24 protein-coding genes are annotated in these 17,764 nt (G+C 66.5%); 13 read left to right on the top strand and 11 right to left on the bottom strand.

Annotated features, from left to right (window positions below; genetic code table 11):
- Nucleotides 1-171: 171 nt before the first annotated feature.
- The 6 genes from GGQ98_RS10290 to yghU all read left to right on the top strand — a co-directional run bounded on the left by GGQ98_RS10290 (nucleotide 172) and on the right by yghU (nucleotide 4,104).
- Nucleotides 172-696: a PEP-CTERM sorting domain-containing protein gene (locus GGQ98_RS10290; RefSeq protein WP_207791345.1), complete on the top strand. Its 525-nt coding sequence runs from the start codon at nucleotides 172-174 to the stop codon at nucleotides 694-696.
- Nucleotides 697-768: 72 nt separating this feature from the next.
- Nucleotides 769-1,248 carry a hypothetical protein gene (locus GGQ98_RS10285; RefSeq protein WP_184069015.1) on the top strand — a complete coding sequence of 160 codons (480 nt, stop codon included), beginning with the start codon at nucleotides 769-771 and terminating at the stop codon, nucleotides 1,246-1,248.
- Between the two features lie 33 nt (nucleotides 1,249-1,281).
- Nucleotides 1,282-1,839: a heme ABC exporter ATP-binding protein CcmA gene (ccmA, locus tag GGQ98_RS10280; protein WP_184069012.1), complete on the top strand. Its 558-nt coding sequence runs from the start codon at nucleotides 1,282-1,284 to the stop codon at nucleotides 1,837-1,839.
- Nucleotides 1,836-2,441, top strand: coding sequence for a heme exporter protein CcmB (locus tag GGQ98_RS10275; RefSeq protein ID WP_184069009.1), 606 nt, complete (start codon nucleotides 1,836-1,838; stop codon nucleotides 2,439-2,441). The genes ccmA and GGQ98_RS10275 overlap by 4 nt, the downstream gene beginning before the upstream one ends.
- Nucleotides 2,442-2,602: 161 nt before the next feature.
- Nucleotides 2,603-3,151 (top strand): cytochrome b, encoded by a 549-nt coding sequence (locus tag GGQ98_RS10270; protein ID WP_184069006.1) that lies wholly within the window; start codon nucleotides 2,603-2,605, stop codon nucleotides 3,149-3,151.
- A gap of 77 nt (nucleotides 3,152-3,228) precedes the next feature.
- Nucleotides 3,229-4,104 (top strand): glutathione-dependent disulfide-bond oxidoreductase, encoded by an 876-nt coding sequence (gene yghU / locus GGQ98_RS10265; protein ID WP_184069003.1) that lies wholly within the window; start codon nucleotides 3,229-3,231, stop codon nucleotides 4,102-4,104.
- Between the two features lie 3 nt (nucleotides 4,105-4,107).
- Here the strand turns inward: yghU and GGQ98_RS10260 are convergent, their stop codons facing one another.
- The 3 genes from GGQ98_RS10260 to GGQ98_RS10250 all read right to left on the bottom strand — a co-directional run bounded on the left by GGQ98_RS10260 (nucleotide 4,108) and on the right by GGQ98_RS10250 (nucleotide 5,438).
- The gene (locus tag GGQ98_RS10260) at nucleotides 4,108-4,521 is read right to left on the bottom strand and encodes a CHRD domain-containing protein (RefSeq protein ID WP_184069000.1); all 414 of its coding nucleotides are present in this window, start codon (nucleotides 4,519-4,521) and stop codon (nucleotides 4,108-4,110) included.
- An 81-nt stretch (nucleotides 4,522-4,602) separates the two neighbouring features.
- The gene (locus tag GGQ98_RS10255) at nucleotides 4,603-5,094 is read right to left on the bottom strand and encodes an SRPBCC family protein (RefSeq protein WP_184068998.1); all 492 of its coding nucleotides are present in this window, start codon (nucleotides 5,092-5,094) and stop codon (nucleotides 4,603-4,605) included.
- Nucleotides 5,091-5,438 carry an ArsR/SmtB family transcription factor gene (locus GGQ98_RS10250; protein ID WP_184068995.1) on the bottom strand — a complete coding sequence of 116 codons (348 nt, stop codon included), beginning with the start codon at nucleotides 5,436-5,438 and terminating at the stop codon, nucleotides 5,091-5,093. The genes GGQ98_RS10255 and GGQ98_RS10250 overlap by 4 nt, the downstream gene beginning before the upstream one ends.
- A gap of 179 nt (nucleotides 5,439-5,617) precedes the next feature.
- Here GGQ98_RS10250 and GGQ98_RS10245 point away from each other — a divergent pair, with 179 nt between their 5' ends.
- The 3 genes from GGQ98_RS10245 to GGQ98_RS10235 are packed head-to-tail and all read left to right on the top strand — an operon-like array spanning nucleotide 5,618 to nucleotide 8,214.
- Nucleotides 5,618-6,724 (top strand): DUF47 family protein, encoded by a 1,107-nt coding sequence (locus GGQ98_RS10245; protein ID WP_207791344.1) that lies wholly within the window; start codon nucleotides 5,618-5,620, stop codon nucleotides 6,722-6,724.
- Nucleotides 6,725-6,736: 12 nt separating this feature from the next.
- Complete coding sequence (locus GGQ98_RS10240; RefSeq protein WP_184068992.1) at nucleotides 6,737-7,750, top strand: inorganic phosphate transporter; 1,014 nt, start codon at nucleotides 6,737-6,739, stop codon at nucleotides 7,748-7,750.
- A gap of 44 nt (nucleotides 7,751-7,794) precedes the next feature.
- Nucleotides 7,795-8,214 carry a GFA family protein gene (locus GGQ98_RS10235; protein WP_184068989.1) on the top strand — a complete coding sequence of 140 codons (420 nt, stop codon included), beginning with the start codon at nucleotides 7,795-7,797 and terminating at the stop codon, nucleotides 8,212-8,214.
- Nucleotides 8,215-8,233: 19 nt separating this feature from the next.
- On the opposite strand, the gene GGQ98_RS10230 is transcribed toward GGQ98_RS10235, so the two are convergent.
- From GGQ98_RS10230 to GGQ98_RS10205, 6 genes are all read right to left on the bottom strand, one after another.
- Nucleotides 8,234-9,322 (bottom strand): amidohydrolase family protein, encoded by a 1,089-nt coding sequence (locus tag GGQ98_RS10230; RefSeq protein WP_184068986.1) that lies wholly within the window; start codon nucleotides 9,320-9,322, stop codon nucleotides 8,234-8,236.
- Nucleotides 9,323-9,562: 240 nt separating this feature from the next.
- Nucleotides 9,563-10,183 carry a glutathione S-transferase family protein gene (locus GGQ98_RS10225; RefSeq protein ID WP_184068983.1) on the bottom strand — a complete coding sequence of 207 codons (621 nt, stop codon included), beginning with the start codon at nucleotides 10,181-10,183 and terminating at the stop codon, nucleotides 9,563-9,565.
- A gap of 113 nt (nucleotides 10,184-10,296) precedes the next feature.
- Nucleotides 10,297-10,461: a Flp family type IVb pilin gene (locus GGQ98_RS10220; protein WP_184068980.1), complete on the bottom strand. Its 165-nt coding sequence runs from the start codon at nucleotides 10,459-10,461 to the stop codon at nucleotides 10,297-10,299.
- Between the two features lie 57 nt (nucleotides 10,462-10,518).
- Nucleotides 10,519-10,668 carry a hypothetical protein gene (locus GGQ98_RS10215; protein WP_184068977.1) on the bottom strand — a complete coding sequence of 50 codons (150 nt, stop codon included), beginning with the start codon at nucleotides 10,666-10,668 and terminating at the stop codon, nucleotides 10,519-10,521.
- Between the two features lie 60 nt (nucleotides 10,669-10,728).
- Complete coding sequence (locus tag GGQ98_RS10210; protein WP_184068974.1) at nucleotides 10,729-11,166, bottom strand: addiction module antidote protein; 438 nt, start codon at nucleotides 11,164-11,166, stop codon at nucleotides 10,729-10,731.
- Nucleotides 11,167-11,239: 73 nt separating this feature from the next.
- The gene (locus GGQ98_RS10205; protein ID WP_341534186.1) at nucleotides 11,240-12,478 is read right to left on the bottom strand and encodes an MgtC/SapB family protein; all 1,239 of its coding nucleotides are present in this window, start codon (nucleotides 12,476-12,478) and stop codon (nucleotides 11,240-11,242) included.
- Between the two features lie 222 nt (nucleotides 12,479-12,700).
- On the opposite strand from GGQ98_RS10205, the gene GGQ98_RS10200 reads away from it, so the two are divergent.
- A complete protein-coding gene (locus tag GGQ98_RS10200; protein ID WP_184068971.1) occupies nucleotides 12,701-13,756 on the top strand; it encodes a hypothetical protein in 1,056 nt (351 codons plus the stop codon).
- A gap of 63 nt (nucleotides 13,757-13,819) precedes the next feature.
- Here the strand turns inward: GGQ98_RS10200 and GGQ98_RS10195 are convergent, their stop codons facing one another.
- Complete coding sequence (locus GGQ98_RS10195) at nucleotides 13,820-15,265, bottom strand: DEAD/DEAH box helicase (RefSeq protein WP_184068969.1); 1,446 nt, start codon at nucleotides 15,263-15,265, stop codon at nucleotides 13,820-13,822.
- Nucleotides 15,266-15,557: 292 nt separating this feature from the next.
- Nucleotides 15,558-16,154, bottom strand: coding sequence for a PEP-CTERM sorting domain-containing protein (locus GGQ98_RS10190; RefSeq protein WP_184068967.1), 597 nt, complete (start codon nucleotides 16,152-16,154; stop codon nucleotides 15,558-15,560).
- 282 nt (nucleotides 16,155-16,436) lie between these two features.
- On the opposite strand from GGQ98_RS10190, the gene GGQ98_RS10185 reads away from it, so the two are divergent.
- The 3 genes from GGQ98_RS10185 to ccmE are packed head-to-tail and all read left to right on the top strand — an operon-like array spanning nucleotide 16,437 to nucleotide 17,736.
- Complete coding sequence (locus GGQ98_RS10185; RefSeq protein ID WP_184068964.1) at nucleotides 16,437-17,159, top strand: heme ABC transporter permease; 723 nt, start codon at nucleotides 16,437-16,439, stop codon at nucleotides 17,157-17,159.
- On the top strand, nucleotides 17,156-17,290 hold the full coding sequence (ccmD, locus tag GGQ98_RS10180; protein ID WP_184068961.1) for a heme exporter protein CcmD: 135 nt from the start codon (nucleotides 17,156-17,158) through the stop codon (nucleotides 17,288-17,290). Before GGQ98_RS10185 ends, ccmD begins: the two co-directional genes overlap by 4 nt.
- Nucleotides 17,287-17,736: a cytochrome c maturation protein CcmE gene (gene ccmE, locus GGQ98_RS10175; protein ID WP_184068957.1), complete on the top strand. Its 450-nt coding sequence runs from the start codon at nucleotides 17,287-17,289 to the stop codon at nucleotides 17,734-17,736. Before ccmD ends, ccmE begins: the two co-directional genes overlap by 4 nt.
- Nucleotides 17,737-17,764: the final 28 nt, after the last annotated feature.

Below are 17,764 nucleotides of genomic sequence, written 5' to 3'. Positions count from 1 at the left end.
CGGTTCCGTACTATTAACTATAAGTATTCTGTTTTTGTTCATGAATATGAACGGCAAAGCGTCGGCAGGATTTACAGGGGGAATGCGCGTTAATCATTAAGATGGCGGAACTCCGCAACTGGCACGGTTCTTGATTATTCGATGTCGAGATCCGAGACAGGAGTTTTGTACATGACACGCGCTTTCTTCCTTTCCGCCGCCGCCATGCTGATCGCCGCCGGTGCGAACGCCGCGCCGATGAGCTTCAACTTCGAGCAGGACTATGGCGACGGCGCCGCCGTGAGCGGCAGCTTCAGCGGCGAAGACCTGAACTTCGACGGCTTCATTTCGGCAAACGAGCTGACCGCGTTTTCGGCCTCGTGGACCGGCGGCAGCGACGCATGGCACGCCGAAGACTTCGCGCTCGGCGGCATCGACAGCTTCCTATACGATTTCAGCGACTCTCTGACCGAAATCATCGTGTTCGGCACGGACGGCGCCGACTGGGTGCTGAACGCCTATTACACGGGTGTCGAAGACCGCTTCTCGGGTGTCGCCGAAGGCTGGGACGCCGTGCGCGTGTGGGCCGCTGCGGCTCCTGAAGCCGCGCAGGTGCAGCCGCTGATCGAAGCGCCGATCGCCGACGTGCCGGAACCCGCCGCACTCGCGCTGTTCGGCCTCGGCCTCGCCGCGCTTGGTCTGCGCCGCCGCCGCTGAGGGTCGATGCGGAATCGCAACGATCTCTTCCGTGTGATACACTCCCGGAAAAGGGAAAATGGAGGGGTCGTGATGCGTAAGCGTTGTTTGGCAGCCGCAGCCTTTGTGGCGGCGGCCGGGTTCAGCGGAGCGGCAGAGGCGCGCTGCGTGCTGCCGATCCTGGTGCAACGTGATGCGGACGAAGCTGCGGAATACGTGCTCGCGAGCGAGGCGCTGGTGATCGACGGTATCGTCCGCGAGCTTCCGCGCGGCGACGGCACGCTGTTTCAGCGCATCGAGGTGATCCGATATCTGAAAGGCAAGGGCGCGGATTCCATCGACATCTGGCCCGGCCCCCGCAAACCGACGCGGCACGATATTCTGAATACCGACGACTGGGGGCGCATCGACGCACCCGCCGGATCGCGCGTGGTGACGGCGCTGCGCCAGACGCCCTATGGCTGGACCGTGGGCGAATGCGCGTATCAGGCGCTTGCCGTGCCAGGCGTCGAAGGCGCGCTGCGCGAGATGACGGCGGCACGCGGCAAGACCGAAAAACCCAAGAAGAAGTAGCGCGCGGACACGCGAGAAGGTACGTCGAGGCGCATGGGGGACACGCTCATCCGCGCCGAAAACCTCGCCTGCGTGCGGGGCGGGCGGCTGCTGTTCGAAGGGCTGTCGCTCGCGGTCGGCAGCGGCGAAGCGCTGCGCGTGACCGGGCCGAACGGACGGGGCAAATCGAGCCTGCTGCGCTGCCTCGCCGGGCTGCTGGCGCCCGCCGCCGGGCGCATCGAACAGTCTGCGAACATTGCCTGGCTGGGACATGAAAACGCCCTGAAGCCGTCGCGCACGCTGGCGCAGGAACTCGGCTGGTGGGCGCGCCTCGACGGCACCGGGCCGGTGTATGCACTGGGGCTCGAAACGCTCGGCGACGTGCCCGTGCGGATGCTTTCGGCGGGGCAGAAGCGGCGCGCGGCGCTGGCGCGGGTGATCGCTTCGGGCGCGGCGCTCTGGCTGCTCGACGAGCCGGGTGCGGGGCTCGACGCGGCGAACGCCGAGGCGCTGTCGGCGGCGATCGGGGCGCACCTTGCGGCGGGCGGCGGCGCGATCGTGGTGACGCACGGCGAGACGAATGTACCGCGCGCGCGGGAGCTGGCGCTGTGAGTTTCTGGCGTCTGGTGCTGCGCGGCGTGGATATCGGTGCGGGCGGGCTCATTCCGCTCGTGTTTTTCGTGATGGTCGCGAGCATGACGGCCTTCGCGATCGGCCCTGATGCGGCGCTGCTGCAGCGCGTGGGCGCGGGCAGCCTGTGGGTGGCGGCGCTGCTCGCGGCGCTGCTGCCGGTGGGCACGCTGATCGCCGAGGACGTCGCTGACGGCACGATGGACCAGCTTCGCGTGCGCGGCATCGCGGTGGAAACCATCATGGCGGCGCGGCTCGCCGCGCACTGGCTGGGCTTCGCGCCCGCGCTGCTCGTCGCGGCGGTGATCGGCGGCGCGATGCTGGGGGCCGATGTGCCCGCGCTGGTGACGGGTCTTGCGCTCGGTACGCCCGCACTCGCCGGGCTCGGCCTTGTTGCGGCGGCGCTCGTTGCGGGCGCGCGCGGCGGGCCTGCGCTTGCCGGGCTGATCGTGCTGCCGCTCGCGCTGCCGGTGCTGATTTTCGGGAGCGCCGGAGACCTGCGCCTGCTCGCCGCAGCGAGCCTTGTCGTCACCGCCATTGCGCCCTTTGCAGCGGCGGCTGCACTGCGGCAGGGCGACGGCTGAATCCCCACACACCCACGACCGAGGCTGTTCGCGCAAGGCGAGCGCAAAGAACGCCATCGAGTCGATGAAGACAAACGGATGTCCGGCCGTCAGGCAAGCGTCAGCGAATGCGTGATAGCGGCACATTGGTGGCAAATCGAACGGGGGGTGAGATCATGACGATGAGCGGATCGGTTACGGGCGCGCGCTACGGCAGGGCCACGATCGCACTGCACTGGGTGATGCTGTTGCTGCTGGCGGCGGTGTTCGCGACGATCGAGATGCGCGTGCTGTTCGAGCGCGGCAGCGAGACACGCGAATTCGTGAAGGCGCTGCATTTCATGCTGGGGCTTTCGGTGCTGATCTTCGTGGCGCTGCGCATCGCCGCGCGCGTTGTCGGCGGTACGCCCGCGATCTCGCCGCGTCCGCCGTTCTGGCAGACCGCCGCCGCGCATGCCGTGCACGGCGCGCTTTATCTTTTCATGATCGCCATGCCGATCGCGGGATGGGTGATCCTGAGCGCGGCGGGGGAGCCGATCCCCTTCTTCGGGATGGAACTGCCGCCGATCGTGCTCCCCAATGAAGCGCTTTCCGAACAGGTCGAGGAGATTCACGAAACGGCGGGCGAGGTGGCCTATTACGTAATCGGCCTGCATGCCGCCGCCGCGCTGTTTCACCACTATGTGATGCGAGACGATACGCTGCTGAGGATGCTGCCGGGCAGGCGCTGATACTGCACTTCGCGGCGGGGCTGGCGAAGCGGGCGGCGCGTCCCTACCTGTGGTCTCCGCAAGACAGGAGATCAGTGATGAGCGAACCGGCCGGATATGTACCCCCCGAAGTGTGGACGTGGGACCGGGGGAGCGGCGGGCGCTTCGCTTCGGTCAACCGGCCCGTCGCGGGCCCCACGCACGACAAGGCGCTGCCGGTGGGGAAGCATCCGCTGCAGCTCTATTCGCTCGGCACCCCGAACGGGCAGAAGGTGACGATCCTGCTGGAGGAGCTGCTGGCGGCGGGGCATGCGGGCGCCGAATACGATGCCTGGCTCATCAACATCATGGAAGGCGACCAGTTCGGATCGGGGTTCGTCGATGTGAACCCGAATTCGAAGATCCCGGCGCTTGTCGACCGCAGCGGCGCGGAGCCCGTGCGCGTGTTCGAGAGCGGGGCGATTCTCATGTATCTTGCCGAAAAGTTCGGGGCGTTCCTGCCCGCAGGCGGCGCGGCGCGGGCAGAGACGCTGTCGTGGCTGTTCTGGCAGATGGGCAGCGCGCCGTTTCTGGGCGGCGGCTTCGGGCACTTCTACGCCTACGCGCCCGAGAAGATCGAATATGCGATCAACCGCTATGCAATGGAAGTGAAGCGGCAGCTCGACGTGATGAACCGCCGCCTCGCAGAGTTCGAATATATCGCGGGGCCGGAATATACCGTCGCCGACATGGCGATCTGGCCGTGGTACGGCGGGCTGGTGCGCGGCGAGCTTTACAGCGAAGCGGCGACGTTTCTCGCCGTCCACGAATACGAGCATGTGCAGCGCTGGACGACGCAGGTGGGGGCGCGGCCGGGGGTGCGGCGCGGGCGGATCGTGAACCGCACTGTCGGGCCGCTCGCGGAACAGCTCCGCGAGCGCCACGATGCGGGCGATTTCGACACGAAGACCGCCGACAAGCTGACGGCGGAATAACCGCTAGCGGAGCTGGCCGCGTAGCGCTCCCTTCGGGTGCGGCGCGTTGTGGACGTTGACGTAATAATCGGCCGGCTTCGCGAGGATCGCGGCCACGACGGCTGCTTCCGTCGTGACGCAGCCTTCCGACGTTCCCTCTGTGGGCGGATCGAGCGTGACGACAGGAGGGCCTGCGGCGCCTGCTGCGCCCTTGTGAATGTGCGCCATGGTGGCGGTATCGATACCGCTGACGGCAAGCGTGTAGCAGACTTCGGGCTTCGCACTGTCGATCGTGATGGTCGCGGTGCCCTTGCCGTCGGGGTCGCCGGGTTCGGGAACCTCGGCGGCGCCGGTGAGATCAAGCTGCATCGTGACGGGCGCGGCGGCCGCAGGCGTGATGACCATTGCGGCGCCCAAAAGTGCCAGAGTCATTCGCATCGCGTTTCTCCTCGTTTTGTCCGCCGCCCGGAACAGGCGGCGACTCCCTGTTCGCCGAACGCTTCCGGGCGTCGCTGGTTCCTAATGCATCGATGCCTTGATGTGCGCGACGAGCTGATCGAGGACGGTGCCCCAGCCGTCGTGGAAGCCCATCTGCTCGTGCTGCGCGCGGGTCTCCGCGTTGCCGTGGATGGCTATCGCGGTGTAGCGCGTGCCGGTTGCGGTCGGCTCCAGCAGAAGCGCGGCGGTGAAGAACGGCTTGGGCGCGGGGCGGAAGCCGGAAAGCAGCGTATCGGTGAAGACGAGGCGCTGGTTCGGCACGACTTCGAGATAGCAGCCGCTGTTCGGGAACTCTTCTCCCTCGGGCGAGCGCATGACGGTGTTGAACCTGCCGCCGGGGCGCAGATCGATCTCGCATGCGCTGATCGACCAGGGCTTCGGGCAGAACCACTCCTTGAGGCTCTCGGGCGTGGTCCACGCCTCCCACACAAGCTCCACGGGGACGTCGATCTCGCGTTCGAGCACCAGATCGCGCTGGGGGTCGGGGGTGAACTGGAACAGGTTGGATGTCATTGCGATCTCTCCTTCTTCAACTTCAGCAAATAGGCATCGAGCCGGTCCAGCCTGCGCTCCCACATCGTGCGCTGCCTGCCCAGCCAGTCTTCGGCGAGATGCAGCTGCTCCGGGGCAAGCTCATAGGTTCTGATCCGCCCGGCCTTTTTGGAGCGCACCAGCCCCGCACCTTCGAGCACCTTCAGATGCGCGACGAACGAGGGGAGAGCCATGGGGTGGTCGGCGGCGAGATCGCTGACGGATGCGGGCTTCGCGCTCAGCCGTTCGAGCACGCTACGGCGCGTGGGGTCCGAAAGGGCGCGGAAAATGCCGTCGATCACTGCGGGTGATTGCGCGCTTTGCATTCCGCAGGCTCCTTTCGAAGACATCGGTAGGACGTTTAAATACTTAGGTCAAATCCTAAGTTTTTGCAGATCGATTCGCCGGGCTTGCGCGGGTTCAAAAATCTGTCATCAGACCGCCACCAAACTGTCGCAAAGCGCGCCATCGCAGCCCGGAGAGTTTCATTCGCCAGATCGCCGCCTTGCCCTATCGATCGGAAGGACCAGCGATCGATGCGCCCGTGCGGATCCTGCTCGTCACATCGCGCAGCAGCCGGCGCTGGGTGATCCCGAAAGGCAACGCGACCAAGGGACTCGCGCCGCACGCCGCCGCCGCCGACGAGGCGGAGGAAGAGGCGGGCGTGCGCGGCGCGGTGTGCCCGACGCCGCTCGGCTCCTATCGCTACCGCAAGCGGCGCAGCAACGGCGCCTCGCTGATGGTGGACGTCGACGTCTTCCCGCTCGCGGTGACGCGCGAGCTGGAGAACTGGAAGGAAAAGGACGAGCGCGAACGCCGCTGGTTCACGCTCGCCGAAGCGGCGGATGCGGTGGAGGAGGACGACCTGCGCGATCTCATCCGCTCGTTCGGCGCTTCCGAATTCAATGCCGCCGCCCGCCGCACCGGAATGCTGACCGCGGTTGCCCGGAAATCGAGGATTCCCCACATGTTCGCCTGGTTCCAGCGCCTGCTCCCCAAGACGGGCAACTTCTTCGAACTGTTCGAGGCGCACGCGATAACCGTGGTCGCCGCAGCGGACGCGCTGGCGCGGCTGCTCGAAAACGGCTCGTCGGCGGAGGATCACATCCGCGAGGTGATCGAGCGCGAGCACGACGCCGACGACATCATCCGCGAGGTGCTGCACACGGTGCGCCGCACCTTCCTGACACCGTTCGACCGGGGCGCGATCACCAGCCTGATCGGCGCGATGGATGACGCGATCGACGAGATGCAGGCGACGGTTTCGGCGATCTCGCTGTACGAGGTGAGCGACTTCGAACAGGAAATGCGCGACATGACCGCGATCATCGTGGACGGCGCGCGGCTCGTTGCCGAGGCGATGCCGCTGCTGCGCGACGTGGCGCGAAACGGCCAGCGCCTCCACGAACTCACCGAGCGGCTGGTGCGCATGGAAGGCCATGCCGACGAGATCCACGCGATCGGCGTGAAGAAGGCCTTCAAGGACTACGGGGCCGACGACACGCTGCGCTTCATCGTTTCGCGAGAAGTGTACAAACATCTGGAGCGGATCGTCGACGCGCTCGAGGATGTCGCGAACGAGATCGACGGCATCGTCATCGATCACGCCTGACGCGGACGCACGATGCACGAACTCGCGTTGCCGCTGCTTGTCGGCCTTGTCATCCTCGCGCTGGCATTCGACTTCCTGAACGGCCTGCACGACGCGGCGAATTCCATCGCAACCGTTGTCGCGACGCGCCTGCTGGGGCCCGTGCAGGCGGTCGCCTTCGCGGCGACATTCAACTTCGCGGCCTATTTCCTGAGCCTGATCTTCCCGGAACTGCACAAGGTCGCCGAGACGATCGGGCAGGGCCTGATCGACAAGGATCTGGTGACGCCCGCCGTCGTGTTCGGCGCGCTGATCGGGGCGATGTTCTGGAACGTCGTCACGTGGCTGAAGGGCATCCCGTCCTCATCCAGCCACGCGCTCGTCGGCGGGCTGATCGGCGCGGGCGTCGCGCACGCGGGCATGTCGGGCATCCAGTGGAGCGGGCTCAACAAGACGCTGATCGCGATCGTGCTCTCGCCGCTGCTCGGCATGATGCTCTCGATGCTTGTCATGCTGCTGACGAGCTGGCTGATGAAGGACGCGACTGCGCGCGGCGCGGAGCGCGGGTTCCGCTATCTGCATCTCGCCTCGTCGGCCGCCTATTCGATCAGCCACGGGCTGAACGACGCGCAGAAGACGATGGGGATCATCGCCGTGCTGCTCTATTCGACCGGCCGGCTGCAGGGCGAATTCCATGTGCCGCACTGGGTGGCGATCAGCTGCTACGTGGCGATCGCGCTCGGCACGCTTTGCGGCGGCTGGAAGATCATCGAGACGATGGGATCGCGCATCACCAAGCTCTCGCAGCACCAGGGTTTCAGCGCCTCGGCGGGCGGATCGGTGATGGTGTTCGCCGCCTCGCTGCTCGGGATCCCGGTTTCCACGACGCACACGATTACCGGCTGCGTGATCGGCGCCGGCACCGCCCGCCGCGCCTCTGCCGTGCGCTGGGGCGTCGCGCAGAACGTGATGATGGCGTGGGTGATCACCATCCCCGCCTCCGCTGCGGTCGGGGCGATCTTTTACATGATTACGCGTTTGTTTTAGGGAGACGGTTGTACGGCGGCGGGCGTGCGCGATAGAAGCCGCGCATGATGAATTTTTCCTGCCACTGCGGCCTGATCCGCATCGAAATCAAGAAACAGCCGGACTACATCCACGCCTGCAATTGCTCGCTGTGCCGAAAGTCGGGCGCGCGCTGGGGTTATTTTCACCCGTCGGAGGTGAATGCCGAGGGACCGGCAAAGGGATATTGCCGGGAAGACAAGGACGATCCGGCGGCGGAGGTTCAATTCTGCTCGAATTGCGGCGCAACCACCCATTTCACTTTGACCGCGAGCGCCGCGGCGAAATTCGGCAACAGCCTGATGGGCGTGAACATGTGGCTGGCGGACGAGAGCGATCTCGCCGGAATCGAACTGCGCTATCCCGACGGAAACGCGTGGTCGGGCGAGGGCGAATTCCGCTACGTGCGCGCGGCGCGCATTCTCGGCACGGACGCCACGCCCTGACCACCGGGTTTGCGTGTCGCTACGGCCTTGCGATCGCCGTTTCCCTGCGCTGCGCCCAGTCCGCCTGCAAATAGGGCGCGACGTTCTCGCAGAGCGTTTTCCATTCGGCCTCGGTAACCGGAAGCAGTTTTCTCTCGGCGGCGAAATACTCTGCCGGAGGCGTGAGCGCGGGCCAGTCGCTGGCGAGGACGAAGCGATCGAGGCCGATCGTGCGCATCTGCGCGACGTAGGCGGCGCGCCATTCGTCGGCGGTGCGGCCTTTGATGCCTTCCTGTGAAATGCTTGGAACCTTGGAGATGTCGAGCTGCGCGACGGCGGAGATGTCGAGCACGAGGTTCGCGGTTCCCGGGGCTTTACGCCCGATGGCATCACCGTAGAGCCTGAGGGCTTCGAGCGTCGCCGCATCGATGCCGCCGTAACTGCCGCCGTGCGCGATCTGCACGGGCAGGTCGCCCGCCTGCGGCAGCACCTTGTCGATGAACACGGCGACGTTTGCGCTCGTGAACGGCGCTCCGCCGCGCAGGTGAACGACCAGGGGCATTCGCGCCTTTCCCGCGGCGGCGAAGAAGGCGGCAAGCGCTTCGACCTGATCGGAATTGCCGAGATCGAAGCCGCTGTTGCCGAGGTGGAGCTTCACGCCCGACGCGCCGGGCCGGCGCGACCAGTATTCGAGTTCATCCAGCGCATTGCCGAGAAACGGATTGATACCGACGAACGCGGCGAGGCGGCCGCCCGAGGCGAGGGCGGCATCGACGTTGTAACGGTTCTCGGCGCGCATCCTGCGTGCCATCTCTTCAGGCGCGAGCGGCACGGCGGGAATGCCGAACATATAGCCGGCGGAGAGCAGAACGCCCTGACGGATGCCTGCGCGGTCCAGCTGCTTCACGGCGTCCTCGCCCGTGTGCACCTTGAAGATGTCGCTCGAAAGTCCCTCGAAAACCGTGGGTATCGCCTTCTGCATGTCGAGCAGCCAGTCGGTGATGAGCGCGCTCTTGACGTGCATGTGATGATCGACGCGCGGGGCGACATCATCGGCCGCAGCCGTGCCGATGCCGAGCATGAGCGCAGCCCCGGCGAGGGCGTGGGCACAAACAATCCGAAACCTCATGCGGACCTCCCTTACGGCACCGTGCGGAAACGCGAGAACCGGTGTTCCGCCGAAAACGATGCGACCACAAACCTATAGTGCGGTTCGCATGATCGGGAAATCGCGCGCTATCTCGAAGTCCGCAATGGCGCGCAGGCCACAGTCCTCGTCATACCGGCGCAGGCGGGTATCCATGCGATCGGGGGTATGGATACCGGCCTGCGCCGGTATGACGAGAGGGGGGAGGGCGCGCGAAGCGCGCTACGCCTGTTTCGGCATGTCGGCGTCGTCGAGTTCGGTGGCGCGGAGGTGGGCGGGGCGGGATTCGAGGCGTTTCCAGTAGGCTTCGAACGCGGGGCGCGTTTCCATGGTGCCGAACTGGATGCCCCAGCTGATGTGCGAGCCGATGTAGACGTCCGCCGCCGTGAAGCTGTCGCCTGCGATATAGGGCCGCCCGTCGCTGACCGCCTTTTCGAGCGCGTCCATCACATGCGCGTAGGTTCCGTAGCCGACCATCGGCTGCTTGTCGGCGGGCACCTCGACGCCGAGCGTGCGGTCCGCGATCGCGGCTTCGAGCGGGCCTGCCGCGAAGAACAGCCAGCGGTAGTAGCTGCCGCGATCCTTGAGCGCGGGGGCGAGGTTCGCCTGCGGGAAGGCATCGGCGAGATAGGCGCAGATCGCGGCGCATTCGGTGACGACCGTGTCGCCGTGGCGGATCGCGGGAACCTTGCCCATCGGATTGACGGCGAGATACGCCGGGGCCTTCATCGTGGTGCCGTATTCGAGGATTTCCGTGCGGTACTCTGCGCCCGCTTCCTCCAGCATCCAGCGCACGATACGGCCGCGCGACATGGGGTTCGTGTAAAGCACGAGATCGGTCATCGGTGTTCCCCTTCGAATCGGAATGATGAGAACGTATCAGGAACATGGCGGGCTGTCGCGGGGGTTTTGGTTTGCCCCTCTCCCCGGCCCTCTCCCCGGTGGGGAGAGGGAGATCAGGGGCTCATGGCGGTGGTGATGTCGGTGAAGACATTGACCAGCGAGAGGCCGAGCATCTGGAAGGCGATGATCGCGGCGAGCGGAATGAGCGCGGCGATGAGCGCGTATTCGATCGCGGTCGCACCCGTGCGGCTGGCGAGAAGACGGCGAAGAGTGTGCATCGATCCGGTCCACTGCTGTTGCGCCGCAACGTATCGGGCGCGCGGGTTGCCGAAGCGTTACCGGCCCTTCATCGCGCTGGTCGCGGTTTCGAGGATGTCGACGACGAAATAGCCGAGCACGGCGGCGACGACGATGATGATCGCGATGGTTATGACGAGGAGGCGCGTGCTGCGCCGCTTTCCACCGGATTGCCCCTGATCCTGCATACCGCCCTTACCCCCCAAAGATGCCGCGCGATCCTAGAGCGGGAGGTGCGGCGCTGACAACTACGGCTGACGCGCGCAGGCCGGTTCTGTCGTGCGCGGGGGCAGGGCGCGGGCGAAGGCGCTGAGCGCGGCGTAAGTGGCGTCGCGCGCTTCCGCATCCAGCATTTCGCGGCAGGCGGTGTCGAAGCGCGGGCGATCGTTTGCCGCCGCCGCCGCCGTCATCGCCGACAGCGCCGCTTCGTCGGGCCCCAGCCCCCGGCAGCAGGGCGGGCTGATGAGGAAACAATCCGGCCAGTGATCGCCGACGATCTGCACCGCGCTGAGCAGGCGTGATGCGGCAAGCGGGCTGCCGAGACGTTCGGCAAGCACGTCGCGCGGGTCGTGCCCGGCGCGCTGACACATCACCACCAGCCGCGTGCCCATCACCATGTGCATCGGCGTGCGCGCGAGATCGCGCAGATCGGGCCTTCTAAGCAGATCATCGAGAGGGTTCGTCATTCGGGCTCCCTTTACGTTGTGTTGCGAATCAACACTAATGCGAATTAATCGCAATATCAACGGTCGGGTTTTCTTAGAGCGTGGTCGCGAGCGCCACGAGGCCGATGCCGCCCGCCGCGAAGCTGAAGAGCAGCGCAGCGGCGGCCGGCCAGCCCCTGCGCCATCCGGCAAGGGCGATGCAGATCGCCGCCTTGAACGCGGTGTTGAGAAGCACGGGAATGCCGAGCACGATGCCCGCCATGACGGGATCGAGACTGCCTGCCGGCAGCGCGCCGAGCGTGACGGTCGCCGCATCGACATCGAACGTGCCGGTAAGCGCGATGATGACGCCGAGGCCCGCGTCGCCGTATCGCGCCTCCGCCCAGCGCGCGAACAGCGCGGCGACAGCGATCAGCGCGGCGAAGCCCAGCGCGGGCAGGATGTCGAACGGGTTGGACGAGGTCATCGGCGCGGCGCGCGACGGTGCGCGGCGGTTGTTGCGCATGACGAACGCCGTGGCCGCGAGCGCGGCGATCCCGCCCGGAACCAAGACCCACGCCAGCATCGGCACCACGAAACCCGCGACGACGGCGGCAAGGATGAGCGTGCGCGTCATCATAACGGCGCCCGCGAGCGCAATGCCGGCAATCGCGGGGGCGGGCGCGTCCTCCCCCGCAGCAAGACGGCGGGCGAGCGCGGCGGTGGCTGCGGTCGACGAAACGAGCGCGCCGGCCGCCGCCGTGGCGAGCGTGCCGCGCACCTCGCCGAAACGCTTCGCCGCGACATAGCCGACGAACGAAAGCCCCGAGACGAGAACGACGACGAGCCAGATGTCGCGCGGGTTCCAGGCGTCGTAAGGCCCGTAGGCGGCATCCGGCAGCAGCGGCCAGACGACGATGGAGATGAGCGCGAAACGCGCCACCGCCTTCACCTCCGCAGCGGTGAGGCCGCGAATCCAGGCGTGAAGTTCTTCGCGCATCGAAAGCAGCAGCACCATGACGCCCGCCGAGACCGACGCGACGAGGACGTGATCGGTCGTCGCGAGCAGGCCGAGCGCGAGCGTGATGAGCCCGGCGATCGTGGTGGTGGCGCTGACGCTCGCGCCGCTGTCCCGCGCCATGTCGCGGACATAGCCCGCGACGAGCGCGAGCGCGGCGGCGGCGATCAGCAGCACCGCAGGCAGGCGCGCCTCCGCCAGCATGACCCCGGAAAGGCCGCCGAGGAGACCCAGGAGACCGAAGGTGCGAAACCCCGCGACGCGGCCGCCCGCAGGCTCGCCGCGCGCGCTCCAGCCCCGCTCGAGCCCGACCAGCAGGCCGAGCGCGAGCGCGATACCCAGATCAGCCAGCGGTGCGAGATCGTTCAGCTACGCCTGTCCTCCCCGTCCGCAGGTATGCGGTCCCGCACGCGTTCGTGGAAGACGGAAAGCGCGCTGTATGCAGGTTTCCCGGCATGGCGCCGCCAGAAAATTCTCGGGCGCGGCGGGAAGGGGGTGGATGCGCGGGTATGCGCTTGTTATGCCTAGGAAACGACGGGCTGTTCGATGGAGGTGGGCATGGGATCGCGGATCGGAATCGTCAAGCGGATCGTCTGGCCGGCGCGGGCATCGCTGTTCGCTTTGATCGGCGGCGCGGTGGGACTGTTCGGCGACCTCGTCAACTTCTTCTCCGAATTCCTTTCCGCCGACATGCTGGTGCTGATTTTCGCGGTCATCACGGGCGTTGCGGGCCTGCTCTGCTTCCAGCGCGCGTTCATGGTGAACGCGGCCGACGACAAGGCTGTCGACGATGTGGTGCAGTGCACGCAGTGCGACGCCTTCCGCTTCGGGCTGTTCGCCACCGCCGCGTTTATCCTGCTGATGCTGGTCGGGCAGGGCCAGTCCGCGACCGAAGCGGTTGGGCGGCAGCTCGGGCTCATCAAGGAAGACACCGCCGTGATCCGCGATCAGGTGGGCGATCTTCATGCGATGTCGCAGCCGCAGATGATTATCGACAGGCCGAAATCGGCGGCGGATCATTTCAACAACGCCTGGATCTACCAGATGATGCAGCGCAATCCGGCGAAGGCCTTCGCGGAGATGCAGGCGCTGTACGGCGAATATGCACCCAGGAAGCTGGACGCCGCGCAGCTTTATTTCGACGCGGGCAATGCCGTGACCGGGCGCACAAAGCTGGTGGAAGACATGCAGGCGCTGGCGCGCAAAACCGGCGACGCGACGCTGCTGGTGATCGCCGCGCGCGCGGCGCCGAGCGGCGAGGCGGGCGACGCGATGGCGGCCGAAGCGCAGGCGCTGGACCCGGAACTGCCGTTCGCGTGGTGGGACATCATGCGGCCCAAGCCGATGCGGGTGCCCGACATGAACCAGCGCGGCGCGGCGGCGCAGCGCGACCGGTTCATCGCGGAACGTGCCCTGATCGAGAAGTTCCGGGCGCTCTACGGCGCGCACCCGGCACAGCACTGGTATTTCCTGCCGCAGTACGCGGGCGACATGGAAAGCATCGCGCGCCAGCAGTCCGAAAGCATGGCGAACAATATAGCTAGCTACGACGACATCGCCAGCGGTCGCCTCGCGCAGCGCGTGCGCGAGGAGTATCAGCAGAAAAATCGGTAGGGGTTTTGGGCTTGCCCCTCTCCCCGACCCTCTCCCCGGCGGGGAGAGGGAGGGAGGTTGGGTTTAGCGGCCCTGGCGGCGTTGGCCGCCGCCGGGGGCGCGGCTGCTGCCGTTGCCCGCGCCGCCGTGCGCGGGCTTTGCCGAATATTTCGGCTTGGCCGCGCCGAAATGACGGCGCTGGCCGTCGGCGCCTTCGCGGCGTTCGCCGCCGGAACGCTCTCCGCGATGGCCCGTGTCGCGATGACCCGGCGCACCGCGATGGCCGCCGTCGCGGCGGCCGTCACGACGCTCGCCGCCGAAGCCGCGCTGATCGCCGCTGTTGCCGTCGGTGCGGGCGATCGGCTTCGCGAGTGCGGCAGCGCGGGTGAGGAAGTTTTCGGGCAGCGGCATCGGCTCCAGCTTCTGGCGGATCAGCCGCTCGATGTCGCGCAGGTAGCCGCGCTCGTCATTGTCTGAAACCAGCGCGATGGCGATGCCCTCGCGCCCGGCGCGCGCGGTGCGACCGATGCGGTGGACATATTGCTCCGGCACGTTCGGCAGCTCGAAGTTGAACACGTGGCTGACGCCCGGCACGTCGATGCCGCGCGCGGCGATGTCCGTGGCGACGAGGATCTTGATCTCGCCGGTGCGGAACATGCCGAGCGCGCGTTCGCGCTGCGGCTGCGACTTGTTGCCGTGGATCGCTTCGGCCGCAATGCCGCCGCCCTTGAGATGGCGGACGACGCGGTCTGCGCCGTGCTTGGTGCGCATGAAGATCAGGCCGCGATCCATGTCCGCGCCGAGATCCTGGAGCATGATGGTGAGCAGCGCCTGCTTCTCGGCAGCGTTCACGTGGATGACGTGCTGCGCGACACGCTCCGCCGTCGTCGCCTGCGGCTTCACCTCCACCTTCTGCGGGTTGGTGAGGAACTGCGCCGCCAGATCGGCGATCGCGGGCGGCATGGTGGCGGAGAAGAACAGCGACTGGCGCTTCTTCGGCAGGATGCGGACGATCCGGCGCAGCGCGTGGATGAAGCCGAGATCGAGCATCTGATCGGCTTCATCGAGCACGAACACTTCGACCTGCGAGAGATCGAGCGCGTTCTGATCGACCAGATCGATGAGGCGGCCGGGGGTCGCGACGAGGATATCGACGCCGCGCTGCAACGCGCGGATCTGCCGCCCGATCGGCACGCCGCCGAACGCCGTGGTGATGGTGAGGCGCAGGAACTTGCCGTAGGTGCGGAAGGATTCTGCGATCTGGCTGGCAAGCTCGCGCGTCGGCGCAAGCACCAGCATGCGCGACGTGCGCGCGTTCAGCGGCTTGTAGGTCTGCGACAGGTAATCGAGCGAGGGCAGCGCGAACGCGGCGGTCTTGCCGGTGCCGGTCTGCGCGATGCCGAGCAGATCATGACCCTGTTTCAGGATCGGGATCGCCTGCCGCTGGATCGGCGTGGGGACGGTGTAATTCGCTTCGGTGAGCGCCTTTTCGATACGCTCGCCGAGGCCGAACTGGAGAAAATCGGTCATTATAGTCTTTCAATAAACAGACCCGTGCCGCGCTGCCGGAATTGGCGCGCGGACGCGGGTGCGGTGTCGTGACGACCCGCGTGACGAGGGGAAGCCGGTGGGCCGAACCGTCTGAAGACGCGCGCTCAATCCCCGAAGGAAGCGATCACGCCGGGCGCGTCAGGGCCTTGAGGGCCGACGTTCGGTCGCGGCGGCGTTTGGCGGAAAAATGTGGCGGCGTCAAGGCACTATGGCGCAAACGAAAACGGCGCCCGTTGCCGGACGCCCGTTTTTCGTGACGAAAGCCGTCGTATCAGCCGTGACGGCGGCGACGCGCCATGCCGAGACCCATGAGGCCGAGGCCGAACAGCGCGAGCGCAGCGGGCTCCGGCACATCAACCGGCGGCGGCGTTTCCGGGTTGTAGCGCTTCACGATCGTGAAGTGCGAGACACCCGCGGCAGTCGATGCGCCTGGAAGATCAAAGGGCGGATCGGTCAACGGCGTGTTCCAGTCACCGCTGGATGCTTCCTCGTTCAAGAGGAACGCGATAAGATTGGTATTTCCGCCTTTGAAAACAATCATGTAATCATAGGCCTCGAAATCAACACCGGCGAGCGCCCACGTGCCCGATGATGCCGACGGTTCGAGATCGAACTTGTCGACGTTGATGGTCCAGTCGCTGTAGCCGAAGAAGTCCGCCGCGTTGATGTTGCCGAGGTTGGCGACATTGCCCGGATCCGCGTTGTCCAGATACTGGCAGGCGCTGGCCGCAGACCCGCCTGCGTAAAACACCTTCGAGGTGCCGTCCGCAGTGTGCGCAGCGGGGCACGCCATCAGTGCGGCATTGGCGGGCGCGCTGAGGGCGGCGAGGGCGCCGACGGCGGCTGCGGTCAACAGAATGGTTTTCATGTTCGTCTCCCCGTCGGTGCATCAGCCGTACTGATCTCCGATACGTGCATGTAATGAAGCAAGACGTATGCCAAGCCTCGAATTGCCCGCAATTCCGTGCTTTGCGAGTGATTTTCAATAACTTTCGTAAAATTACCCGACGGTCCCGGTTGCAATTCAGGGGCGCGCAGCACCTGTGACAATGCGCTCGCTTGGCCTGGGGGCGGGGATTGCGGCATAACGGCTGCCGACCGGGCGCAAGCGCTGGTCGCGCGGGCAAACAGTGCTTATGAGACGATTTCGATGCATCGGTTCGCAAATCCCGCACGCTTTCTGAAGCTCGCCCGGCCGCTGACGGCGGCGACGCTCGCGCTGGGATTCGCGCTGACCACAGCCGCGCTGTGGTGGGGTCTGTTCCGCGCGCCGCCCGATTATCTGCAGGGTGAGAGCGTGCGCATCATGTATCTGCACGTGCCGACCGCCTGGATTTCGATGGGGGCCTATCTTGGCCTCGGCATCACCGGGATCGCCGTGCTGGTGTGGAAGCATCCGCTGGCCGAGGTGGCGCTGGAGGCGCTCGCGCCGGTGGGCGCGGTGTATGCGGGGGTTTGCCTGCTCACCGGATCGATCTGGGGGCGCCCGACATGGGGCACCTGGTGGGTGTGGGACGGTCGGCTGACCTCGATGCTGGTGCTGTTCTTCCTGTACCTCGGCGTGGTTGCGCTCGCCGGCGCGTTCGATGAGCGCAGCCGGGGCGCGCGGGCGGCGGCGGTGCTCGCCATCGTCGGGCTCGTGAACCTGCCCATCATCAAATTCTCGGTGGAATGGTGGAACACGCTGCACCAGCCCGCCTCGATCACGCTCAAAGGCTCCAGCATTCATCCCGACATGCTGTATCCGCTGCTGACGAGCGCGGGCGGCCTCGGCCTGCTGATGGCGGCGGCGGTGCTGATGCGGATGCGCGCGATCATCGCCGAACAGCGCATCGCCGCGCGGCGCGCAAGGCTGGCGGGAGACGCGGCATGAACGCGCTGCCCTTCGTGATCGCGGCCTATACGGCAGCGGCGCTCTGCATCGGCGGCGTGCTGCTGTGGAGCTGGGTTTCGATGCGGCGCGCCGAAAAGGCGGCGGACGCACTGCGCGGAGAACGGCGATGAAGCCCAAGCATCAACGGCTCGCGCTTGCGGGCGCGGCAGTGGCGGCGCTCGGGGTCGCGGCGGCGCTCGCGCTGCCTGCGCTGAAAGATCAGGCGGCGTATTTCTATGCGCCTGCCGATGTCGTTGCGAAGGGCGTGACGCCGGGGCAGGCGATCAGGCTCGGCGGGCTTGTCGAAAAAGGATCGATCGAACGGAGTGCCGACGGGCTCACCATCCATTTCCGCGTCACCGACCGGCTGGAAACGGTGCCGGTGGCGTACACGGGCATCGTGCCGGACCTGTTTCGCGAAGGGCAGGGCATGATCGCCGACGGCCGCTTCGATGACGGCGGCACGTTCCGCGCCGAAACGCTGCTCGCCAAGCACGACGAAAACTACATGCCGCCGGAAGTGGCGAAGGCGATCGAACGCGCCGAGGCTGCGGCCAAGGCGAGGCCGGAGAAATAGCGATGGGGAAGATTCTGGTTTGCCCCTC

The sequence above is a fragment of the Sphingosinicella soli genome (assembly GCF_014199685.1).
Classification (GTDB): Bacteria; Pseudomonadota; Alphaproteobacteria; order Sphingomonadales; family Sphingomonadaceae; genus Sphingosinicella; species Sphingosinicella soli.
This window is presented reverse-complemented; position numbering and strand designations above follow the sequence as displayed.

Bases quoted from the DNA above. Each gene is read 5' to 3' on its own strand.
- GGQ98_RS10285 (WP_184069015.1), top strand. From the start codon at position 769: ATGCGTAAGCGTTGTTTGGCAGCCGCAGCCTTTGTGGCGGCGGCCGGG.
- GGQ98_RS10200 (WP_184068971.1), top strand. From the start codon at position 12,701: ATGGGATCGCGGATCGGAATCGTCAAGCGGATCGTCTGGCCGGCGCGG.
- GGQ98_RS10240 (WP_184068992.1), top strand. From the start codon at position 6,737: ATGCACGAACTCGCGTTGCCGCTGCTTGTCGGCCTTGTCATCCTCGCG.
- GGQ98_RS10260 (WP_184069000.1), bottom strand. From the start codon at position 4,521: ATGCGAATGACTCTGGCACTTTTGGGCGCCGCAATGGTCATCACGCCT.
- GGQ98_RS10225 (WP_184068983.1), bottom strand. From the start codon at position 10,183: ATGACCGATCTCGTGCTTTACACGAACCCCATGTCGCGCGGCCGTATC.
- GGQ98_RS10210 (WP_184068974.1), bottom strand. From the start codon at position 11,166: ATGACGAACCCTCTCGATGATCTGCTTAGAAGGCCCGATCTGCGCGAT.
- GGQ98_RS10190 (WP_184068967.1), bottom strand. From the start codon at position 16,154: ATGAAAACCATTCTGTTGACCGCAGCCGCCGTCGGCGCCCTCGCCGCC.
- GGQ98_RS10220 (WP_184068980.1), bottom strand. From the start codon at position 10,461: ATGCACACTCTTCGCCGTCTTCTCGCCAGCCGCACGGGTGCGACCGCG.
- ccmD (WP_184068961.1), top strand. From the start codon at position 17,156: ATGAACGCGCTGCCCTTCGTGATCGCGGCCTATACGGCAGCGGCGCTC.
- GGQ98_RS10235 (WP_184068989.1), top strand. From the start codon at position 7,795: ATGATGAATTTTTCCTGCCACTGCGGCCTGATCCGCATCGAAATCAAG.
- GGQ98_RS10195 (WP_184068969.1), bottom strand. From the start codon at position 15,265: ATGACCGATTTTCTCCAGTTCGGCCTCGGCGAGCGTATCGAAAAGGCG.
- yghU (WP_184069003.1), top strand. From the start codon at position 3,229: ATGAGCGAACCGGCCGGATATGTACCCCCCGAAGTGTGGACGTGGGAC.
- GGQ98_RS10255 (WP_184068998.1), bottom strand. From the start codon at position 5,094: ATGACATCCAACCTGTTCCAGTTCACCCCCGACCCCCAGCGCGATCTG.
- ccmE (WP_184068957.1), top strand. From the start codon at position 17,287: ATGAAGCCCAAGCATCAACGGCTCGCGCTTGCGGGCGCGGCAGTGGCG.
- GGQ98_RS10270 (WP_184069006.1), top strand. From the start codon at position 2,603: ATGAGCGGATCGGTTACGGGCGCGCGCTACGGCAGGGCCACGATCGCA.
- ccmA (WP_184069012.1), top strand. From the start codon at position 1,282: ATGGGGGACACGCTCATCCGCGCCGAAAACCTCGCCTGCGTGCGGGGC.
- GGQ98_RS10250 (WP_184068995.1), bottom strand. From the start codon at position 5,438: ATGCAAAGCGCGCAATCACCCGCAGTGATCGACGGCATTTTCCGCGCC.
- GGQ98_RS10290 (WP_207791345.1), top strand. From the start codon at position 172: ATGACACGCGCTTTCTTCCTTTCCGCCGCCGCCATGCTGATCGCCGCC.
- GGQ98_RS10185 (WP_184068964.1), top strand. From the start codon at position 16,437: ATGCATCGGTTCGCAAATCCCGCACGCTTTCTGAAGCTCGCCCGGCCG.
- GGQ98_RS10215 (WP_184068977.1), bottom strand. From the start codon at position 10,668: ATGCAGGATCAGGGGCAATCCGGTGGAAAGCGGCGCAGCACGCGCCTC.
- GGQ98_RS10230 (WP_184068986.1), bottom strand. From the start codon at position 9,322: ATGAGGTTTCGGATTGTTTGTGCCCACGCCCTCGCCGGGGCTGCGCTC.